Below are 18,410 nucleotides of genomic sequence, written 5' to 3' on the forward strand. Positions count from 1 at the left end.
GTACCTCTGCGAGGTACGACTTACGCCCCCGATAGTCACAACGACCTGATTCAATTTCAATCCACGTACCTCTGCGAGGTACGACCACGCCCGGTACTACCCTTTTTCAGTATTACGTATTTCAATCCACGTACCTCTGCGAGGTACGACCTACCTGATGCAGGACATTAGTATAGTCATTAATTTCAATCCACGTACCTCTGCGAGGTACGACCATCTATTAGGGTTGTGCGGCTGTTGGTGGCGTATTTCAATCCACGTACCTCTGCGAGGTACGACGTCCTTCCAAATGCTCTATGAGGTCTAATAAATTTCAATCCACGTACCTCTGCGAGGTACGACTACGTAAGGTTTAGATTCATCGTAAGCCGGATTATTTCAATCCACGTACCTCTGCGAGGTACGACATAATTATATAAATGTTTTTATTCAATCTCCTATTTCAATCCACGTACCTCTGCGAGGTACGACTGCTCCGTGTAATCCTCCCCAACCGAATGAATATTTCAATCCACGTACCTCTGCGAGGTACGACTTTTTTCTCCGAAATATTTGTATAAATGAATTTATTTCAATCCACGTACCTCTGCGAGGTACGACTAAGTAACTGAATATTTAGTTTCTTCATCCCATTATTTCAATCCACGTACCTCTGCGAGGTACGACTCTAAAATATATATAGAACTTCAGCTATTTAGCAGTATTCGCCATTTTTCAAAGATGACATAACACATACAAAAACGGGAAATGGCAATCCACGTACATAAGTTTCAGAAAAGGATAGCAAATCTGCCAAACGCGAACCACCCGGAAACAATCATGGGTACTTCACCTTCGCAGATTAGGATCCACAGGTATCTCCCATAAGAAATAGTTTTCAATCCACATGCCAATCGAATGGCATGACATTTCTTTATCATTTCTCAGACCATACATAAAAATACCATCCAAAAAACCCACATAGAAGAAAAGATCAAATTACCTGAAAATACAAGCAGTGAAACAACCATGGCCACGCAATATTATGCACGAAAAAAAGAAGATGAGGGAACAATCCAATATCAAACCCTTCTCGATCATCTTACGAAAACTGCGGAATATGCGGCAGACTATGCCCAGACCTTTACCTCGCGTGAAATCGGATATACACTCGGCCTGCTGCATGACATTGGAAAATACTCCGATGATTTCCAGCGGAGGCTTGACGACAACACCATACGTACCGATCACGCAACTGCCGGAGCACAAGTTGCCGCAGAGATAGCTAAATCCCGTCCGCTTCCGGAAAAGATATCCTATCACCTTCTTTCCTATATCATTGCCGGGCATCATGGCTCTGGGATTCCCAACTGGATCAACACCAAAAATGACCGCAAAAATGATCTGGAAACCCGGATAAAAAACGCCGATCCCGAACTCTACAAAGCCTGGAAAACTGAACTTCCACAAACATTTCCCTCTCTTGCAGACTGCATTACCCGGGAAAAAATAGATGCAGACAGCTATAAAGAAGTTGGCCTATCCCTCTTCCTGTATACTCGTTTTCTGCATTCATGCCTGATTGATGCCGATAGAACTGACGCTGCCACAGCATTTGGCGAACAACTCCCGAGTACAGAATATCCCCCATTAACTAAAATGGAACAACTGCTTGATGACTATATCGATCGCGAATACAAAAATAAAACCGGGGAGATTAATCAGCTTCGGACTGCAATACGCCATCAGTGTACAAAAGCTGCCATACAAAAGCCCGGTATATTTACCCTTACTGTCCCCACCGGTGGCGGAAAAACCATCTCTTCCCTCGCCTTCGCCCTCAAACATGCAAACCAGCATCAGTGTGACCGAATCATCTATACCATTCCATTTACCTCTATCATTGAACAAAATGCCGGGGTCTGTAAAAACATCTTTGGCAAGAGTAATGTACTCGAACACCACTCCAACTTCATCCTTCCAAGTTCCATCCGTACCAACATCCTCGAAAACCCTGACCAGGAAAACCTCAAACTGGCAATGGCAGCCGAAACCTGGAACGTCCCGCTCATCCTGACCACCAATGTACAGTTTTTTGAATCACTCTTCTCCTCGCGTCCCTCCTCCTCCCGCAAAGTACACAACATTGCAAACAGTGTGATCATCTTAGACGAAGTGCAGGCACTCCCGCCCGCATACCTGAAGCCCTGTATGTACGTTCTTGCCGAACTGGTAAAAAATTATCATTGCAGCGTCGTTCTCTGTACTGCAACACAACCAGACTTCCGGAAAAGTAATATCCTCCCCAATATTCCGATGACCCCCATCATCACCAACTATCCGGAACTTGCTGACAAAATGCAGCGTGTTCGCTGTCACTATCTCAAAGAGCAGACCATCGATCAGATCGCCGGACAACTCAAAGATCACAAACAGGTACTCTGTATTGTAAATACCAAACAGCATGCCGCCGACCTGTACAAAAAAATAACGGAAACGGGTGACTGTTTTCATCTCAGCACTAACATGTGCCCTGCTCACCGAAAAAAAGTCCTGGATGAAATACGCCGTAGGCTGAAACCTGACGTTAACCTTCCCTGCCGGGTTGTATCCACCCAACTGATTGAAGCTGGTGTAGATATTGACTTCCCGGTCGTTTATCGCTCCCTTGCCGGTGTGGACTCGATTACGCAGGCAGCAGGACGCTGCAACCGCGAAGGCAAACTCCCGTATGGTGATCTGTATGTTTTCATTCCGGAATCTGTATATGCCGGACCTGATTACATCAAAACCACTGCAGATATCGCACGGAGTATTTCTGAAAACTATCTCACGCCCGAAGCTATTCGGCAGTACTTCAGCCAGTTGTTCGACATCAAGCAACATCGCCTTGACAAACTGCATATACTCAATTTATGTAATAAAGCTGCACAAACTCCCCACTTCCCCTTTCCATTCCGTGACATCTCGGATGAATTCCATCTGATTGCAGATGCCGGATACTCCGTGATAATCCCCTGTTCGCCATATGTTGAAGAACGCATTACCCGCATTGACAAGGGTGAGACGGGTCAGATACTGCGGGAACTCACGCCCTACACGATCAGTGTTACCCTGAAAGATCTGGACTTTCTTCACACCTGCGGTGCCGTACGGCTCGCAGGAGAGAGTTTTGCCGTACTCACCGATCTGAAGTATTATGACAAAGCTATCGGGCTGAACCAAAATGGAGTGCCTTCTAACTTTGATTATGTCCTCCCTTACATATAAGCAATGAGAAATCTCCGATAAATAATAGGAGGTGAATAATTTTATTATCTCTGAAGACAATATTTCATTAATCCCTGGTTGAGTCACTGAATTTTATCAGGGACAAGGATATTCCAATGTATGGAATCAAGCTTAAAGTCTGGGGCGATTATGCCTGCTTCACCCGTCCGGAAATGAAAGTGGAACGGGTAAGCTATGACACCATCACCCCGTCAGCTGCACGCGGCATTCTTGAAGCAATTCATTGGAAACCTGCCATACGGTGGGTCATCGATGAAATTCAGGTAACAAAACCTATTGCCTTTTCCAACATCCGAAGAAACGAAATCTCTTCGGTGATCTCAAAGGCAAATGTGAACAGCCTGATAAAAACGGTCTCGGAAACTGGAACAGGAGTTCCTTTTTACCAGGATCCAAACAAAGTACGACAGCAGCGTGCAACCCTCATGCTGAAAGATGTCGAATATGTCATCTCAGCACATTTTGAACTGACAAAGAACGCAAAACCGGACGACACGCAGGAAAAACACTACAACATCTTTCTCAGACGCGCCAGAAAAGGACAATGTTTCCATCGTCCCTATTTTGGCTGCCGCGAATTTCCCGTAAATTTTGAACTCCTTGAAGAACAGGCACCTCCTCCTATCAAAGAAGATCGGGATCTTGGCTGGATGCTCTACGACATAGACTTCAGTAATAACATGTCTCCGAGGTTTTTCCGGGCACAGATGCATCAGGGCATCATAAAAATACCTCCCGTACTGCAGCAGGAGGTAAATAAATGATACTTCAGGCACTCTGCGACTACTATCAGATGCTTGCAAACGATCCTGAAGCAAAAATTGCCCGTCCAGGTTACTCACAAGTTCCCTGTTCCTATGCCATTCTTCTTAACACTGCTGGTGATCTGCTGAGTCTCATCACTCTGGCAGAAGGAAAACACAAAGAAGTACTCACTGTTCCGGAACAAAAAGGGCGAAGCGGAAAAAAAGCCTACTTCCTTTGTGACAATGCAAAGTACCTCCTTGGCGGCGAGTTCAACAAGAAGGAAAAAACACTCGCTCCTGCCCCCGATTACCTCTCCGCTTCGTATGCATATCACGGTAAGCGGATTGGCAGTACTCCAGACCCCGGTTTGCAGGCTGTTCTCTCCTTTCTGAAAAAACGAATGAATGGGGAATCAGTTGACATTCCTGCAGACCATCCAGTATATCTTGGGGGTAACATTGTATTCCGGCTGGAAAATGATTCCGGCTACATCCATGAGCGAGAGGCAGCCACCGATCTCTGTGCCGAACAGGAACTGACGGACGCGGAGACCCCGCGAAGTCAGTGTCTCATAACCGGGGAAGAGAACGTTCCCATCGCGCGCATTCATAAACTTCTTTCCGGTGTTACCAACGCCAATACCACCGGTTGTGCCGTGGTAAGTTTCAACATGGATTCTGTGGAATCCTACGGAAAAAAACAGAGTTACAACGCCCCGGTTTCCGAATCTGCCATGTTTCAGTACACGACTGCGTTAAACTACCTGCTTGCCGGTAAAACCAACAAACTTCGGTTAGGGGAGACAACCGTTGTCTTCTGGGCAAACAAAAAAGGTATTGTCCAAAACAGCATGGCATTTTTCCTGAACAATGCTCCGGATACAACTGAATCTGGAGAAGATACGGAAATGGAGGCAAAAATTGCCAGACTTCTGATACGGGTTCGTGAGGGAAAATCCATCTCCGACATAGCAGATCCAACTACCCAGACCTACATTCTCGGATTGTCTCCGAATGCGGCACGGGCTTCCATTCGTTTCTGGTATGAAGATACGTTTGGGAACTTCATCACCAAAATGGCAGATCATCAGAATAATATGTGGGTTGGCAGTCCCCACAAACCGCAGAGCATTATCAGCATTTCCCAAATATTGAGAAAACTTGCCCCTGAATCGAAAACATGGTGGGAAAATGTTCCGGCATCATATGAAAATGCCCTTTTCAAAGCTATCGTTACAGGAGGCAGGTATCCAATGTCGGTCTATACTGCTGTTCTGGTACGAATCCGTGCTGAAGCGGGAAAAGAGTATAGTATTGATGCCGTCCGGGCAGGATATCTGAAAGCTGTTCTTCGGAGAAATTACTATCATGAGGAGTTATCTATGAGTCTTGATTTATCATCCACAAACCCCGCCTATCTCTTAGGCAACTTATTTGCAGTTCTGGAATTATTGCAGAAATCAGCAAACGGCAGTTCCAATATTCGGTCACGGTACTTTGCATCTGCTTCGGTAAACCCGAAACTGGTGTTTCCTTCCCTTCTGAATCTTGCCCAGCATCATATTGTAAAAGATGATCAGTCTGGCGGCTGGTATGATCGCCAGATTCAGAACTTGCTGGGACGTATTACCGAATTTCCCGCATACCTTTCGCTTGAAGACCAGGGGATGTTCGTCCTTGGTTACTATCATCAGCGTGAATACAACTACCTGAAAAAAGAAGACAAAGAAAAATTGGAGGCCTGATTGTATTATGGCAATTGAAAACAGATATGAGTTTGTACTGTTATTTGATGTAGAAAATGGAAACCCCAACGGCGATCCCGATGCCGGAAACATGCCGAGGATTGATCCGGAAACCAGTTACGGTCTGGTGACGGATGTCTGCCTCAAACGAAAAATCCGTGATTATGTAGCACTTGCGAAAAATGGTGTTCCTGGCTATCAGATTTATGTGAGTGATGGCGCTGTCCTCAATAATCAGCATGAACTTGCCTACAAGAAGTATAATCTGAAACCCGAAGAGAAGAAACTTCCCAAGGATGTGGAAGATGCCAAAAAAGTCACCGGGTTCATGTGTGAAAATTTCTATGATATTCGGGCATTTGGTGCGGTTATGACAACGAAGGTCAACTGCGGTCAGGTTCGCGGTCCGGTTCAGATGAACTTTGCCCGCAGTGTTGACCCTATCGTTACGCAGGAGGTAACCATTACCCGTGTTGCCGTAACCAGTGTGGAAGATGCTGCCAAAAAAGAGCATGAGATGGGCAGAAAACACATCGTGCCGTATGCTCTTTACCGTGCCGAAGGATATATCTCTGCAAACCTTGCACAGCGGGTTACCGGTTTTGATGATGAGGATCTCAATCTTCTTTGGGAGGCTCTGATTAATCTCTTTGAGCACGACCATTCGGCAGCCCGCGGCAAAATGGCGACACGAAAACTGATTGTCTTTAAACACAACTCAATCTTGGGCTGTGCGCCGTCCCATCAGCTGTTTGACTTGGTGAAGGTTACCCGAAAAGAGGAAAAACCGCCGCGTGCTTTTGAGGATTACATGGTATCCGTCATCAGAGATGATCTTCCCGAAGGCGTTGAGCTGATTGAAAAGCTCTGAGATGGAATCTGATGAGTATCTTTCCCTGAGTGGAATCCTCCACTTTGCTTTTTGCCGGCGACGCTGGGCATTGGTTCATATCGAACAGCTGTGGGAAGAAAATACATTAACGTTTTCCGGAAAACTTCTGCATAAAAATGCTGATGATCCCGCCTATGTTGAGCTGCGTGGAGACACGCTGATCACTCGTGCTGTTCCTGTGGTTTCCCATCGTTTGAAAGTGTATGGGGTTGCGGATGTAGTGGAGTATCATCGGAATTCAGATGGAATCTCTCTGGTAAACCGAGCGGGTACCTGGCAGCCAGTTCCGGTGGAATACAAATCCGGGAAGAAAAATATGTTTCATGCGGATGAGGTTCAGCTTTGTTGTCAGGCAATGTGTCTGGAAGAGATGCTACAGACAGAAATTTCAGCGGGATGCCTGTACTATGGAAAAAACCGGAGACGTGTTGAGGTTGTGTTCGATGAGGAACTCCGAGAACGGGTTGTCTGCCTTCTTGATGAGATGTATGTACTTCTCACATCCGGGATAACTCCTCCCGCAACGCCCGGTTCGTACTGTGTCAGCTGTTCCCTTGTTCATCTCTGTATGCCGGATATGTCTGTCCGAAGGAAGTCTGTTGAATCTTATCTGAATACGGCTCTTCGATCATGAGAAAACTTCGCAATGTTCTCTATGTTACCAATCCCCAGTCCTATTTGTCCAGAGATGGGGAAAATGTTGTAATTACTGTTGAAAATACCATCTTGGCCCGTGTTCCGATTCATAATCTGGAAGGAATTGTCTGTTTCGGGTTTATGGGGGCGAGTCCCGGGTTGATGGCGCTCTGTTGTGAGCGGGACGTGGGGATGTCATTTGTGTCTCTGTACGGGAAATTTCTTGCCCGTGTCGGGGGTGGTGTTTCCGGGAATGTTCTGCTCCGAAAAAAACAGTATGTTCTTTCTGATGATGAGGAGGGAGCTGCCAAAATTGCCGAGTGGATAATCTTGGGTAAACTTGCAAACTGCCGGAGTGTGTTGTTGCGGTTTTCCCGGGATCATGCAGAGATGGTGTCAGCTGATTTTCAGAAAAATCTGGTGAGAATTACCGAGGGAATTGAACAACTGAGAGAAAGTCAGCTGACATTGAATGAACTGAGGGGTATGGAAGGCATGCTTTCCCGCCATTATTTTTCAGTATTTGATGATCTGATTCTTTCCCGCGAGGGAGATTTTTCGTTTGAATGCCGAAGTCGCCGTCCTCCGTTAAACCGGGTGAATGCTCTGCTTTCGTTTGTATATATGCTGATTGCTGCGGATTGTGCGTCTGCTCTGGAGTCAGTGGGCTTGGATCCGCAGGTGGGATTTCTGCATCGGGTGCGGCCTGGAAGACCTGGTCTTGCTCTGGATCTGATGGAGGAGTTCCGTCCGTATCTGGGAGACAGGTTTGTCCTGAGTCTGATTAACAATCGTATGGTGACCGTGAAGGATTTTGTGGTTCAGGAAAATGGTGCGGTTTTTCTGACGGATGACGGACGCAGAAAGATTTTGCAGGAATGGCAGAAGAGAAAATCCGAAGAGGTAATGCATGGATATCTTGAGGAGAAGGTTGCGTTGGGATTGCTTCCCTATGCTCAGGCGATGCTGCTTGCCCGATATCTGCGGGGAGATATTGATGGATATCCGCCGTTTATCATGAGGTGACGTATGTTTGTTGTGGTTACCTATGATGTAAATACAGAAAGTCCGGAAGGACGAAGAAGACTGCGACGGGTTGCGCGTGTGTGTAAGAATTATGGGACCCGTGTTCAGAATTCGGTGTTTGAGTGTGTGGTTGATTCTGTACAGTTACTGCAGATGAAAGCAGAGATTCTGAGTGTTATAGATGTGGTAACAGATAGTGTCCGGTATTATAATATGGGGAATGAAGGCCGGAGAAGAGTAGAACATGTGGGAGCGAAACCGGCGTTGAATGTGGATGAACCGTTGATCTTTTGAATTGGGAGGAGTGTCAGGATTCTTGGATCACTATTCTTACTCATCCCGTATCACCGGGTAATGAGATAATTTACGAAAATTTATTCTGCTTTTTCCCAAAAATCTCTAAAATCCGCAAAAATGCGGTTCACTGGTCACCATTCACTCATCCACTCCCCCCAAAAAACGATACCCCCGCAAAAAAAATTCCCGCACACTCTCACAACACAATAACAGTGCTCCGCAGTACTCTCTTGTTGCATTCTTATTTAACTAATAGTATATAAAGAAACGGACTGTCCAAAAAAGAAAAGTTCCCCCTCACCCCTCCATCTCAGAATAAACAGACAATGACCAGTAACCAGTGACCGCAACATCCCGAAAAAAACACCAACAACCCCAAAAAACCAAAAAAAAAAGAAATCCTACTTCCCCACCACCCGCTTCTTTCGCAGCAGCCGGTTATACGTAATCGCAAACCTATGCGCCTCATCCCGGATCTCCTGCAAATACATATTCGCCCGCGTCTTCTTCCCGAACGGCAGCGGAAACGGAACACCCGACACAAACACCTCCTCCTCACTCTTCGCCAGCGAAATCACCGGCACCGAAACCTCCAGCTCATCCAGAACCCGCTTCGCTGACGACAACTGCCCCTTCCCCCCGTCGATCAGAATCAGATCCGGCAGCTCCTTCTCCTCCGCCACCAGCCGCGAATACCGCCGCCGCACCACCTCCGCCATCGACGCAAAATCATCGATGCCATCGACGGTCTTAATCCGGAACCGCCGGTAATTCCGCTTATCCGGCCGCCCGTTCCGGAACTGCACCATAGATGCAACCGTATCCGTCCCCGACAGATGCGAAATATCAAAACACTCCACCACCCGCGGCGCATCCGCCAGATGCAGCGCCCGCCTCAGCTCCTCCACCCGAATCTCATCTCCGAAATGCACCGTCTCAATATTCTTCCGGGCAAGCTCCAGCAGCTTTGCCTTCTCCCCCTGCTTCGGCACCGTAACAACCACCTTCCGCCCCGCAACCGACCCCAGATACCCCGCCAGACCCGCATCCACCACCTCCGGCACAATCACCTCACGGGGCGCTGCATGCTCCGAATAATACTGCAACAAAAACTCCTCGAAAAACCCCGCCGACTCCTCAAAAATAAACTCCTCCCGACCGCCGAGCGTTCCTTGATACACATGAAACACCATCAGGTACACCGTGCCCTCAGCAGCAATAAAATGAATCACATCCTCATCATAATCCTTCTGCCGCGACACACACTGCCTTCCTGCAAGATGCGTCACCGCCGTAATCACATCCCGGCACCGCATCGCCGCCTCGAACTCCATCGCCGCCGAATACCGGTTCATCTCCTCCGTAAGCGTAGCCACCAGCTCCGCAGTCCTCCCCTTCAGCACCGCCTCCGCCTGCCCGCACTGGCGGGCGTACTCCTCCGCACGCACCTTCCCCGCACACGGCCCCGTACAGTTCCCGATATGAAACCGCAGACACGGCCGCATGTTCCTCGGCATATTCTTACATGACCGGAGCCGGAACGTCTTCTTCACCACCGTCAGCACATAATCCCGCTCCTTCCCCGACACAAACGGCCCGAAAAACTGCCCCGCACCCTTCGCTTTGCGGGCAATCGTAATCCGGGGAAACTCCTCCTTCGTCAGCTCAATATACGCATAACTCTTCGCATCCCGCAGATCAATATTGTACTTCGGCTGATGGCGCTTAATGAGACTGTTCTCCAGAAGATACGCCTCCTCATCCGTCCCCGTAACAATATACTCCACATCCGCAATCGTCTGCACCAGCTTCTGTGTTTTCGGATCATGATCCCGCTTCTGAAAATACGATGAAACCCGCTTCCGCAGATCCTTCGCCTTCCCCACATAAATGATCGTCCCCGCCGCATCCTTGTACAGATAACAGCCCGGACTATGGGGGATATCCGCAAGAGAAAACGGAACGGACACAACTGCCATATATGCTATACCTATGCGGCGGCAGAAAGTAAATAGTCAATCCTTTCTGCAAAATCCTCCGGGCCATCCGGTGCGCGTCCCAATCACGATTATACATCAGGGATACATCCGGCATCATCTCCCGCATTGTCCCCTGCATACATCCCGGCATAATGACAGACCCGGACACTGGTATCTCATATATAGATATGTATACTGACATGGTAAAACGAAAAATTTTGTATTAAATGTATCTGATGTTGCCAAAATTTTGCAAAAATTTGTCACCATTGATACGGTTTTATTACGCGGGGGGCAATAGTTCTGCATACAACACACGTTGTATCAACCCACAGGTGAATATTTATGGAACCAACAGACACCCTGTCCGTCCTGATAATCGGGGCCGACACAAAATCCGGCAGTGCCTTCGCACACAATATGCAGGCACTCATCGATCATCTGAAAAGCGACGACATGCACGTCATCAGCGTTGACAGCTTTGAAGGCCTCAAAGACGGCTTCATCGCAAACGGCGCAATGGCTGACTGTGTCCTCATTGACTGGCATGCACAGAGTGCCAGAGAACTGATCAAACGCATTCGCGAACAGAACAAATACGTCAGCATCTTCCTCCTCACCGAGCCGGGAGATCTCTCCAAACTCCCGGTCGAAATATTCTCCGCCATCGATGAGTACGCCTGGATTCTCGGCGACACTCCCGAGTTCATTGCAGGAAGGATCAAATCCGCCGCCCGGAAATACCGCAAAGCAATTCTTCCGCCAATGTTTGGTGCACTCATGGACTTCTCCGAAGACTTCGAGTACTCCTGGCATACCCCCGGTCACACCGCAGGAACCGCGTTCCTCAAGTCTCCGATCGGCAAACTCTTCTACGAATTTTACGGCGAACAGACCTTCCGTTCCGACCTCTCCATCTCGGTCGGCGAACTCGGCAGTCTGCTTGACCACTCAGGGCCGATCGGTGAGGCGGAACAGTACGCCGCAAAAGTATTCGGGTCTGACATGACCTTCTTTGTCACGAACGGAACTTCCACCTCCAACCGTGTCGTGCAGGGTGCACTCGTCGCCCCGGACGAGATCGTCTTTGTGGACCGGAACTGTCACAAATCCCTGGAACAGGCGTTTACCCTTGACCACGGCATTCCTGTCTATATGGTGCCGACCAGAAACCGGTACGGTATTCTCGGTCCCATTCCGCAGCATGAAATGGAACCGGAAACGCTTGCAAAGAAACTTGCCGACCACCCGCTGGCATCCAAAGCACAGAACCAGACTCCGGCAGCCGCGGTCGTCACCAACTCAACCTACGACGGTGTCTGTTATGATGCAGTCCATTCCGAAGAACTGCTGGGACAGACCGTGAACACCATCCACTACGACGAAGCCTGGTACGGTTACGCAAAGTTCAACCCCATGTATGCAGGCCGGTTCGGCATGCACGAGGACGACCGTCCGGCGGGCGACCGCCCGACGGTGATCACCACTCAGTCCACCCACAAACTGCTTGCTGCTCTTTCCCAGGCATCGATGATCCATATCAAGAACGGCAAACACCCGCTTGATCACGCTCTCTTCAACGAAGCGTTCATGATGCATGCATCCACCTCTCCGCAGTACGGCATCATTGCATCCCTTGACGTCTCTTCCAAGATGATGGACATGGGCGGCAGTGCCCTCATGCAGGAGTCCATCGACGAGGCAATTCACTTCCGTCAGATGATGGCACGTGCCTGTGGTGAACTGGACCTCTGCAAACCCGGCGACTGGTGGTTCCATGCCTGGCAGCCCGACACGGTTACCATGCCCGATGGAAAGAAAGTTCCGTTTGCAGACGCCGACCCGGAGGTTCTTGCCCACAATCCGAGCTGCTGGATGCTCCGTCCCGGAGAAGTCTGGCACGGGTTCCCGGACATGTCCGAGAACTGGGCAATGCTGGATCCGATCAAAGTCACGGTTCTTACTCCGGGCATGAACGATGACGGAACCCACGCAGAGTTTGGTATTCCGGCAGCAGTTGTACTCGCCTATCTTGACACGAAAGGAATCATCAACGAAAAGTCAGGCGACTACAATATTTTGTTCCTGTTCTCGATGGGTGTCACGAAAGGAAAGTGGGGAACGCTCATGTCTGCACTCTTCGACTTCAAGACACTGTTCGACAAAAACACGCCGCTTGAAGAGGTTCTGCCGGATCTCGTCAAGGCATATCCGAACCGCTACAGCGGTATGACACTGCCGGAACTGGCAAAAGAGATGCACCAGTACATCAAATCCACCCGCCAGACCCAGCTTGCCAACGAGGCCTGTGCGGTAATGCCGACTCCGGTCATGAAACCGGCAGATGCCTATCGTTACATCGTCAAAGGTCAGGTTGAACACGTCCCGGTTGACAAAATGGCTAACCGTATTGTTGCAACGGGTGTCGTTCCGTACCCGCCGGGAATCCCCATGCTGATGCCGGGTGAAAATGCCGGTAAGGCTGACGGCCCGATCCTGATGTACCTGAAGACTCTGCAGGAGTTTGATCGGAAGTTCCCCGGATTCGCCCACGACACGCACGGTGTTGAGGAAATTGACGGAACCTACTATGTGTACTGTTTAAAGGAGTAAATTTTCATGACTGATTCGCCAGCTGCCGCGGGGACTTCCTCCGGAAGTGCCCCGGCAAAAAAACTGAGTTCCAACAAGAAGCTCGGAATCATCTCCCTTGCAATGATCAACGTCGCCGCAGTGTTAAGTCTGCGGAACTTCCCGACGATGGCCATGGAAGGATGGGGAATGATCTTCTGGTACGTACTGTTTACGGTATGTTTCCTGATTCCGACCGCTCTGGTTGCTGCCGAACTCGCCTCCACCTGGCCGAAAGCCGGAGGTATTTACGCATGGGTGAAGGAAGCCTTCCCCGGAGACGGAAGTTTCATTACCATCTGGTGTTCCTGGGTGAATAATCTGGTATGGTTCCCGACGGTGGTTTCGTTCTTTGCGGCGACACTTGCCTATGCGGTTCTTGCGCCGACGCTTGGCAATAACCACATCTACATGGCAATCGCTATGCTTGCCTGCTACTGGGGTGTCACACTCTTCAACTTCTACAGCTCGACGAAGAACTCGACACTGCTGTCCACGGTTGGTACCTTCCTCGGCTCGCTGATTCCGATCGCAATCATTGTGGTACTGATGATCATCTGGCTTGCGATGGGTAATCCGAATGCACTTGGAGCACCGACGGTTGATAATATGCTTCCGTCGATGAACATGAGTACTATCACGTTTGCGGCAAGTATGATCCTCGTGTTTGCCGGTATGGAAATGGCCGGATATCATGCCCGTGAAACGGAGAATCCGCGGCGGGATTATCCGATTGCAATGTTCATTGCAGCGGCGGTTATTTGTATCATGTCGATCCTCGGAACCCTTGCGGTCGGTGTGGTGATTCCGGCTGAGGAGATCAGTCTGAACGCAGGTATTGTCCAGACGTTCCTGTCGATGTTCACCCACATGCATGTGGAGTGGCTGGTTATTCCGGTTGCCATTATGCTTGCGATCGGTATTATCGCCCAGCTCTCGACCTGGGTTGTCGGTCCTGCAAAGGGTATGCTGCCTGCGGCAATGACGGGTGATCTTCCGCCAATCTTCCGCAAGACCAACAAGTACGGCATGCCGCTCGGTGTTCTGGTTGTTCAGGGTATCATCTCGTCGGCATTTGCGGTTGCGATGATTGCGATTCCGTCCATCAATGAAGGATACTGGATTCTGACGGCAATTACCTCGCTGATCAATGCAGTGATGTACATGTTCATGTTCGCCGCGTTCATCAAGCTGCGGAAGACCAAGCCGGATGTCAAACGTCCCTACAAACTGCCGGGCGGCAAGGTCGGCATGTGGATCGTGGGCGGTGTTGCCCTGATTACTTTGTTCTTCGCCTTCGGTGTGGGACTTCTGCCGGAGACGAACGGTGCAAGTTTTGGCATGACGCAGACGATCCTGTATGTGATTGGTATGCTGGTTTCCGTGCTTGTGATCATTCTCCTGCCGCCGATTATTCTGCGGAAGCTGAAGAAGCCGTCCTGGAAACCGAGCGATGAGGAGTACAAGGCATGGCTTGCAGAAGATCCTGAGTGATCTTCTCGTTCTCTTTTTTTTTGGCGTCCGGAACTTTCGGAAGTTCGGATTATTTTTATGAGTAAATGCGATACAAAAAAAATATTTGAAAAAAAGTTTCAGAGCGGGAACGTGACACTTTTGTCGCCGACAATTGTTCCGCCAAACTCACCATCAAGCAGTGCCCGGCAGATCAGCGACGGGTCGCGGCCGTCAATTACGACGAGCGGAATGCCGGAACGTTCGGTGATCTTTGCGGCGACCAGATCGATGACCATATTGCTGCCGGCACAGAGTTTTTCCTTCATGATTAAGTCGATGAGTGCCTGCGGTCCGAGTGTGTCGTATTTGACGGCTGCCGGATCTTTTTTCGGGTCGGCCGAGTAAATTCCGTCGATTGCGGTCATATTGATCATCATCGATGCGCAGGTTTCCTCCGCAAGGACTGCGGCAACCGCGTCGGTGGTCTGGCCGGGCGTGACTCCGCCCATCACGACGATTTTTCCGGTCAGGGCGAACTCCTTTGCGTCCAGATAGGACTCGGCGACCCGCGGATATGCGTACTCGCCAAGGGCTGCAATCAGGAGTTTTGCGTTGATACGGGTGATGAGAATACCGAACTCGTCCGACGATGCTTCGTCAAGTCCGATATCGCGGCACACAGTGATATACCTGCGGGCTTCCCCTCCCCCGCCGACCACGGCAAATACCTGATGTCCGGCTTTGACCAGCGTTTTCAGTGCATCCGCCCACTCCATCAGCCGATGAGTGTCAAGTGTTGGTACAAGAACCGATCCTCCCACAGAGATTACAACCCGCGTCATGAAAATTCCTTATCTATTTGTTCGGTCTTTGCATATATGTTCTATTGGGTTACCGTTTATCTTCCCGCCAAACGGACGCGGGATCGGACAAAGAATGTTTTCGGAAAAAAAAGAATTTTTTAAGGATTATTTGCTGAGTTCTTTGGGATGCAGGTATGGGCCGGTATAAGTTTCCTCCAGTGCCGCATCCGAATTCTTCTGGGTCAGGAGACTCACCACCACCATTGCGATGATGGCAAGCGCCAGCGCATAGATCGAAAAGTGCATCGGAAGTTTTTCGACGAACTGATAGTAGTAGCCAAACCCGATCGAAGCGATTAACCCGACCGCCATACTCGCAATTGCGCCGGCAGCGGTTGCACGCCGCCAATACAGGCCGGCAATTAACGGGACGGCAAATGAACAGAGCATGAGGCCGATACCCAGCCAGATCAGGAAGGCCAGCATCTCCGGCGGGTTGATAGCGAGAATCAGTGAAATGACGGCTGCAATCAGCACACAGATCTGACTGATCCGGACGACCTGCCGTTCGCTTGCGTTCGGACGAAGCATGGTCTTGAAGATGTTCCACGAAAATTCTGTACCCACCGTAAGCATCAGCCGGTCGGTGGTGGACATGACCGCAGACAGCACAATGACCGCAAACAGTCCTGTGATGAAGATGCCGGGAGCTGCCGCCTGAATGCCGTACATTAGTGCGAAGTCGGGAGCATTTGTTGCCGCGATGGCATCAAGTTTCCCCTCTTCTGCCATGACGCGAACACCCATGCCGGAGATCTTGACCAGCAGCATAATCACCAGATAGATTCCGAATGCAACGAGCGGGGCCCATTTGAAGTAGGAGATCTTCTTCGCCGCAAAAACATTGGACATGACGTGCGGCGCACAGGCAAGTCCGATTATCAGGAGAATGCCGAACGAGAAGAGGAACTCGGGCGTACAGTAGGCATACGCTGCATAGGCGTTCGGGAATGCAGGCATGACAAGGTTCGGATCAATCGAGGCGAGAACCGTATTAATGTGCTCAATGCCCCCTGCGTAGCTGAGAATGAACGGCGAGACAAGCAGAACGCCGAAGATGAGAATCAGTCCCTGCACAAGTCCTGTCCAGGATACGGCATACAGACCGCCGATCACGGTGTATGCCGTTATGATAATTCCTGAGATCAGGAGCGCCTGCCAGTGTTCCAGGCCAAACACCCAGATAAGAACAATACTGATTGCCGTGTACTGACCGACGAGATAGACCAGGCTGACCGCAATGCTTGCCAGAGCAGAGAGGGCACGAAGTTCTTTGTTGTTCTCGTATCTGAGGGCGAAGTAGTCCTCAAGGGTCATGCATCCTTTTTCCCGCCCGATTTTGTTGAGTTTGGAGCCGAAGAAAATAATACAGAATGCGGCTGCAAGGGGCACGAAGATCTGTTCCCAGATTCCCGGCCAGCCTGATGCATAGCCAAACCCGCTGGTACCAACGAGCGTCATACCGCTGCAGATGGAACAGACGATCAAAAGCGTGAACAGCCAGAATCCGAGACTTCTGCCGGCAAGCATGTAGTCTTCTGAGTTTTTGATCTTTTTCGATGCCCACACACCGATACCGAGCAGTACCACAAAGTAAATGATGATGAGTGCGAGAGTGACCAGCGTACTTCCTTCACTAAGTCCCATTGATTACTCCTCCACCACCTTGGGGAAGGTGAGACCCCAGAGGATGAGAAGGATGAACACAATGACAATCGTGCCGCCCACTGTCAGCACGGTGATGTCAGGTAATCCAAGTATCATACCATAAGAGTGTTAGGTGTTGTCATATAACATATTCGGTTTGATACGGGATTGTGAAAAAAGATGTGTCAGGCTGCTGACATTTCCGCAAAGTATGCCGCGGTTCGTTCAGCAACGTTTTCTTTGAGATTTTCGTAGAAGAAGTAGTAGTCATAGACATGGTACACGCCTTCGGCGAACAGTTCCGGCAGGGAGTACTCGGTCGGGTCGGGGGAGTCGGCAATGAGGACAACAGATCCGTTGACCTCCGCGAGGTATGCTCCGGTAAAGTCCGGGATCTCTGCTGATACTGTACCGTTATTGTAGAAAAATACAGCTCCTTCGTTTTCAGAAGCATTCGCGTAGGTTTCATCGGTTTTCCAGTTCAGCGGGTTTATGCCGATTGCCCCGGGCATGGCAATCGTGTTTTTACCGGAGGTGGTTCTTCCCTGCGTGTTGTAGGTAACGATCACGCCGGTATCGGTTTCTCCGGCGGCTGCTTTGAGCTGAGGATACTGGGCAAGTTCAAACTCTGCGATGGTGTAGCCGATAGGGTATGCGGCGATGAGTTTGTTTTGGAGTTCCGGATCCACGAAGAGATCGATCATCAGCTGTTTGATCCGGTATGATCCCTGCGAGTGGCCGGCAAGGATGAACGGTTTTCCGTTGTTGTAGTTTTCCAGATAATACCGGAATGCGGTTTTCACATCCTCGTAGGCACGTTTTTCAGCGATATACTGATCGTGTGTCCAGGTACCGTTTCCAAGCATTGAGTACAGACCGGTCTGCCGGTAGAAGGGGGCGTAGATGTTTGCTGTATCGGCAAAGACACCTTTCTTCATCAGAACGTCGGTGATCGCCCCGTTCCGGAGATCGGGGTCGCTGGTGTTCATCGCATCGACGTAGAGTGTTTTGAACAGCGTCGGGTAGAGGTAGAAAACATCGACCGGTTTTTCTTCGGAGGTATCCGGCAGGTACGCCCAGTTTTCTGCCAGAGCGTAGTCAAGCGGCTGAAGAGGATCTTCTTCTGCGGGCGGTGCAGTGATACAGCCTGCGGTGATGACAACGAGAACGAGTACCGGTATAAGGAGCAGACGGGTGTTCATCAGAAAAGGATAGGTCGTATG

The 18,410-nt window shown here is 49.8% G+C and carries 13 protein-coding genes and 1 CRISPR repeat array (1 of these 14 running past the window's edge); of the genes, 9 read left to right on the forward strand and 4 right to left on the reverse strand.

All coding sequences use genetic code 11. The features are described 5' to 3' along the window. Positions 1–666: a CRISPR direct-repeat array (repeat unit 32 nt; unit sequence ATTTCAATCCACGTACCTCTGCGAGGTACGAC); it begins 1,830 nt to the left of the window's first position. Between the two features lie 342 nt (positions 667–1,008). The 7 genes from cas3 (at position 1,009) to cas2 (ending at position 8,609) form a co-directional block, all read left to right on the forward strand. Next, positions 1,009–3,249 (forward strand): CRISPR-associated helicase Cas3', encoded by a 2,241-nt coding sequence (gene cas3 / locus O0S10_RS02485; protein ID WP_268924319.1) that lies wholly within the window; start codon positions 1,009–1,011, stop codon positions 3,247–3,249. Between the two features lie 116 nt (positions 3,250–3,365). Then, positions 3,366–4,034 carry a type I-C CRISPR-associated protein Cas5c gene (gene cas5c, locus O0S10_RS02490; RefSeq protein ID WP_268924320.1) on the forward strand — a complete coding sequence of 223 codons (669 nt, stop codon included), beginning with the start codon at positions 3,366–3,368 and terminating at the stop codon, positions 4,032–4,034. Further along, entirely contained in the window at positions 4,031–5,761 is a 1,731-nt protein-coding gene (cas8c, locus tag O0S10_RS02495; protein WP_268924321.1) for a type I-C CRISPR-associated protein Cas8c/Csd1, read from the forward strand. Before cas5c ends, cas8c begins: the two co-directional genes overlap by 4 nt. A gap of 7 nt (positions 5,762–5,768) precedes the next feature. Further along, on the forward strand, positions 5,769–6,632 hold the full coding sequence (gene cas7c, locus O0S10_RS02500; protein WP_268924322.1) for a type I-C CRISPR-associated protein Cas7/Csd2: 864 nt from the start codon (positions 5,769–5,771) through the stop codon (positions 6,630–6,632). 1 nt (position 6,633) lies between these two features. Further along, the gene (cas4, locus tag O0S10_RS02505) at positions 6,634–7,287 is read left to right on the forward strand and encodes a CRISPR-associated protein Cas4 (protein ID WP_268924323.1); all 654 of its coding nucleotides are present in this window, start codon (positions 6,634–6,636) and stop codon (positions 7,285–7,287) included. Continuing rightward, a complete protein-coding gene (gene cas1c / locus O0S10_RS02510) occupies positions 7,284–8,315 on the forward strand; it encodes a type I-C CRISPR-associated endonuclease Cas1c (RefSeq protein ID WP_268924324.1) in 1,032 nt (343 codons plus the stop codon). Before cas4 ends, cas1c begins: the two co-directional genes overlap by 4 nt. Positions 8,316–8,318: 3 nt before the next feature. Next, positions 8,319–8,609 (forward strand): CRISPR-associated endonuclease Cas2, encoded by a 291-nt coding sequence (cas2, locus tag O0S10_RS02515; protein ID WP_268924325.1) that lies wholly within the window; start codon positions 8,319–8,321, stop codon positions 8,607–8,609. Positions 8,610–9,013: 404 nt separating this feature from the next. On the opposite strand, the gene uvrC is transcribed toward cas2, so the two are convergent. Further along, the gene (gene uvrC / locus O0S10_RS02520; RefSeq protein ID WP_268924326.1) at positions 9,014–10,591 is read right to left on the reverse strand and encodes an excinuclease ABC subunit UvrC; all 1,578 of its coding nucleotides are present in this window, start codon (positions 10,589–10,591) and stop codon (positions 9,014–9,016) included. A gap of 345 nt (positions 10,592–10,936) precedes the next feature. Between uvrC and O0S10_RS02525 the strand changes: the two genes are divergently transcribed. Both O0S10_RS02525 and O0S10_RS02530 read left to right on the forward strand, forming a co-directional pair. Beyond that, on the forward strand, positions 10,937–13,204 hold the full coding sequence (locus tag O0S10_RS02525) for an Orn/Lys/Arg family decarboxylase (RefSeq protein ID WP_268924327.1): 2,268 nt from the start codon (positions 10,937–10,939) through the stop codon (positions 13,202–13,204). Between the two features lie 6 nt (positions 13,205–13,210). Then, the gene (locus O0S10_RS02530; RefSeq protein WP_268924328.1) at positions 13,211–14,716 is read left to right on the forward strand and encodes an amino acid permease; all 1,506 of its coding nucleotides are present in this window, start codon (positions 13,211–13,213) and stop codon (positions 14,714–14,716) included. Between the two features lie 98 nt (positions 14,717–14,814). Here O0S10_RS02530 and pyrH read toward each other — a convergent pair whose 3' ends face one another. The 3 genes from pyrH to O0S10_RS02545 form a co-directional block, all read right to left on the reverse strand. Further along, positions 14,815–15,519 carry a UMP kinase gene (gene pyrH, locus O0S10_RS02535; RefSeq protein WP_268924329.1) on the reverse strand — a complete coding sequence of 235 codons (705 nt, stop codon included), beginning with the start codon at positions 15,517–15,519 and terminating at the stop codon, positions 14,815–14,817. Between the two features lie 126 nt (positions 15,520–15,645). Continuing rightward, on the reverse strand, positions 15,646–17,187 hold the full coding sequence (locus tag O0S10_RS02540; RefSeq protein ID WP_268924330.1) for a sodium:solute symporter family protein: 1,542 nt from the start codon (positions 17,185–17,187) through the stop codon (positions 15,646–15,648). Positions 17,188–17,372: 185 nt separating this feature from the next. Further along, a complete protein-coding gene (locus tag O0S10_RS02545; RefSeq protein ID WP_268924331.1) occupies positions 17,373–18,389 on the reverse strand; it encodes a DUF3089 domain-containing protein in 1,017 nt (338 codons plus the stop codon). Between the last annotated feature and the right edge of the window lie 21 nt (positions 18,390–18,410).

Source organism: Methanocorpusculum petauri (genome assembly GCF_026891975.1).
Classification (GTDB): Archaea; Halobacteriota; Methanomicrobia; order Methanomicrobiales; family Methanocorpusculaceae; genus Methanocorpusculum; species Methanocorpusculum petauri.

Excerpts from the sequence above, each read along its gene's own strand:
- O0S10_RS02545 (WP_268924331.1), bottom strand. The coding sequence starts at position 18,389 with ATGAACACCCGTCTGCTCCTTATACCGGTACTCGTTCTCGTTGTCATC.
- O0S10_RS02530 (WP_268924328.1), top strand. The coding sequence starts at position 13,211 with ATGACTGATTCGCCAGCTGCCGCGGGGACTTCCTCCGGAAGTGCCCCG.
- cas4 (WP_268924323.1), top strand. The coding sequence starts at position 6,634 with ATGGAATCTGATGAGTATCTTTCCCTGAGTGGAATCCTCCACTTTGCT.
- O0S10_RS02540 (WP_268924330.1), bottom strand. The coding sequence starts at position 17,187 with ATGGGACTTAGTGAAGGAAGTACGCTGGTCACTCTCGCACTCATCATC.
- O0S10_RS02525 (WP_268924327.1), top strand. The coding sequence starts at position 10,937 with ATGGAACCAACAGACACCCTGTCCGTCCTGATAATCGGGGCCGACACA.
- uvrC (WP_268924326.1), bottom strand. The coding sequence starts at position 10,591 with ATGGCAGTTGTGTCCGTTCCGTTTTCTCTTGCGGATATCCCCCATAGT.
- pyrH (WP_268924329.1), bottom strand. The coding sequence starts at position 15,519 with ATGACGCGGGTTGTAATCTCTGTGGGAGGATCGGTTCTTGTACCAACA.
- cas1c (WP_268924324.1), top strand. The coding sequence starts at position 7,284 with ATGAGAAAACTTCGCAATGTTCTCTATGTTACCAATCCCCAGTCCTAT.
- cas7c (WP_268924322.1), top strand. The coding sequence starts at position 5,769 with ATGGCAATTGAAAACAGATATGAGTTTGTACTGTTATTTGATGTAGAA.
- cas3 (WP_268924319.1), top strand. The coding sequence starts at position 1,009 with ATGGCCACGCAATATTATGCACGAAAAAAAGAAGATGAGGGAACAATC.
- cas5c (WP_268924320.1), top strand. The coding sequence starts at position 3,366 with ATGTATGGAATCAAGCTTAAAGTCTGGGGCGATTATGCCTGCTTCACC.
- cas2 (WP_268924325.1), top strand. The coding sequence starts at position 8,319 with ATGTTTGTTGTGGTTACCTATGATGTAAATACAGAAAGTCCGGAAGGA.
- cas8c (WP_268924321.1), top strand. The coding sequence starts at position 4,031 with ATGATACTTCAGGCACTCTGCGACTACTATCAGATGCTTGCAAACGAT.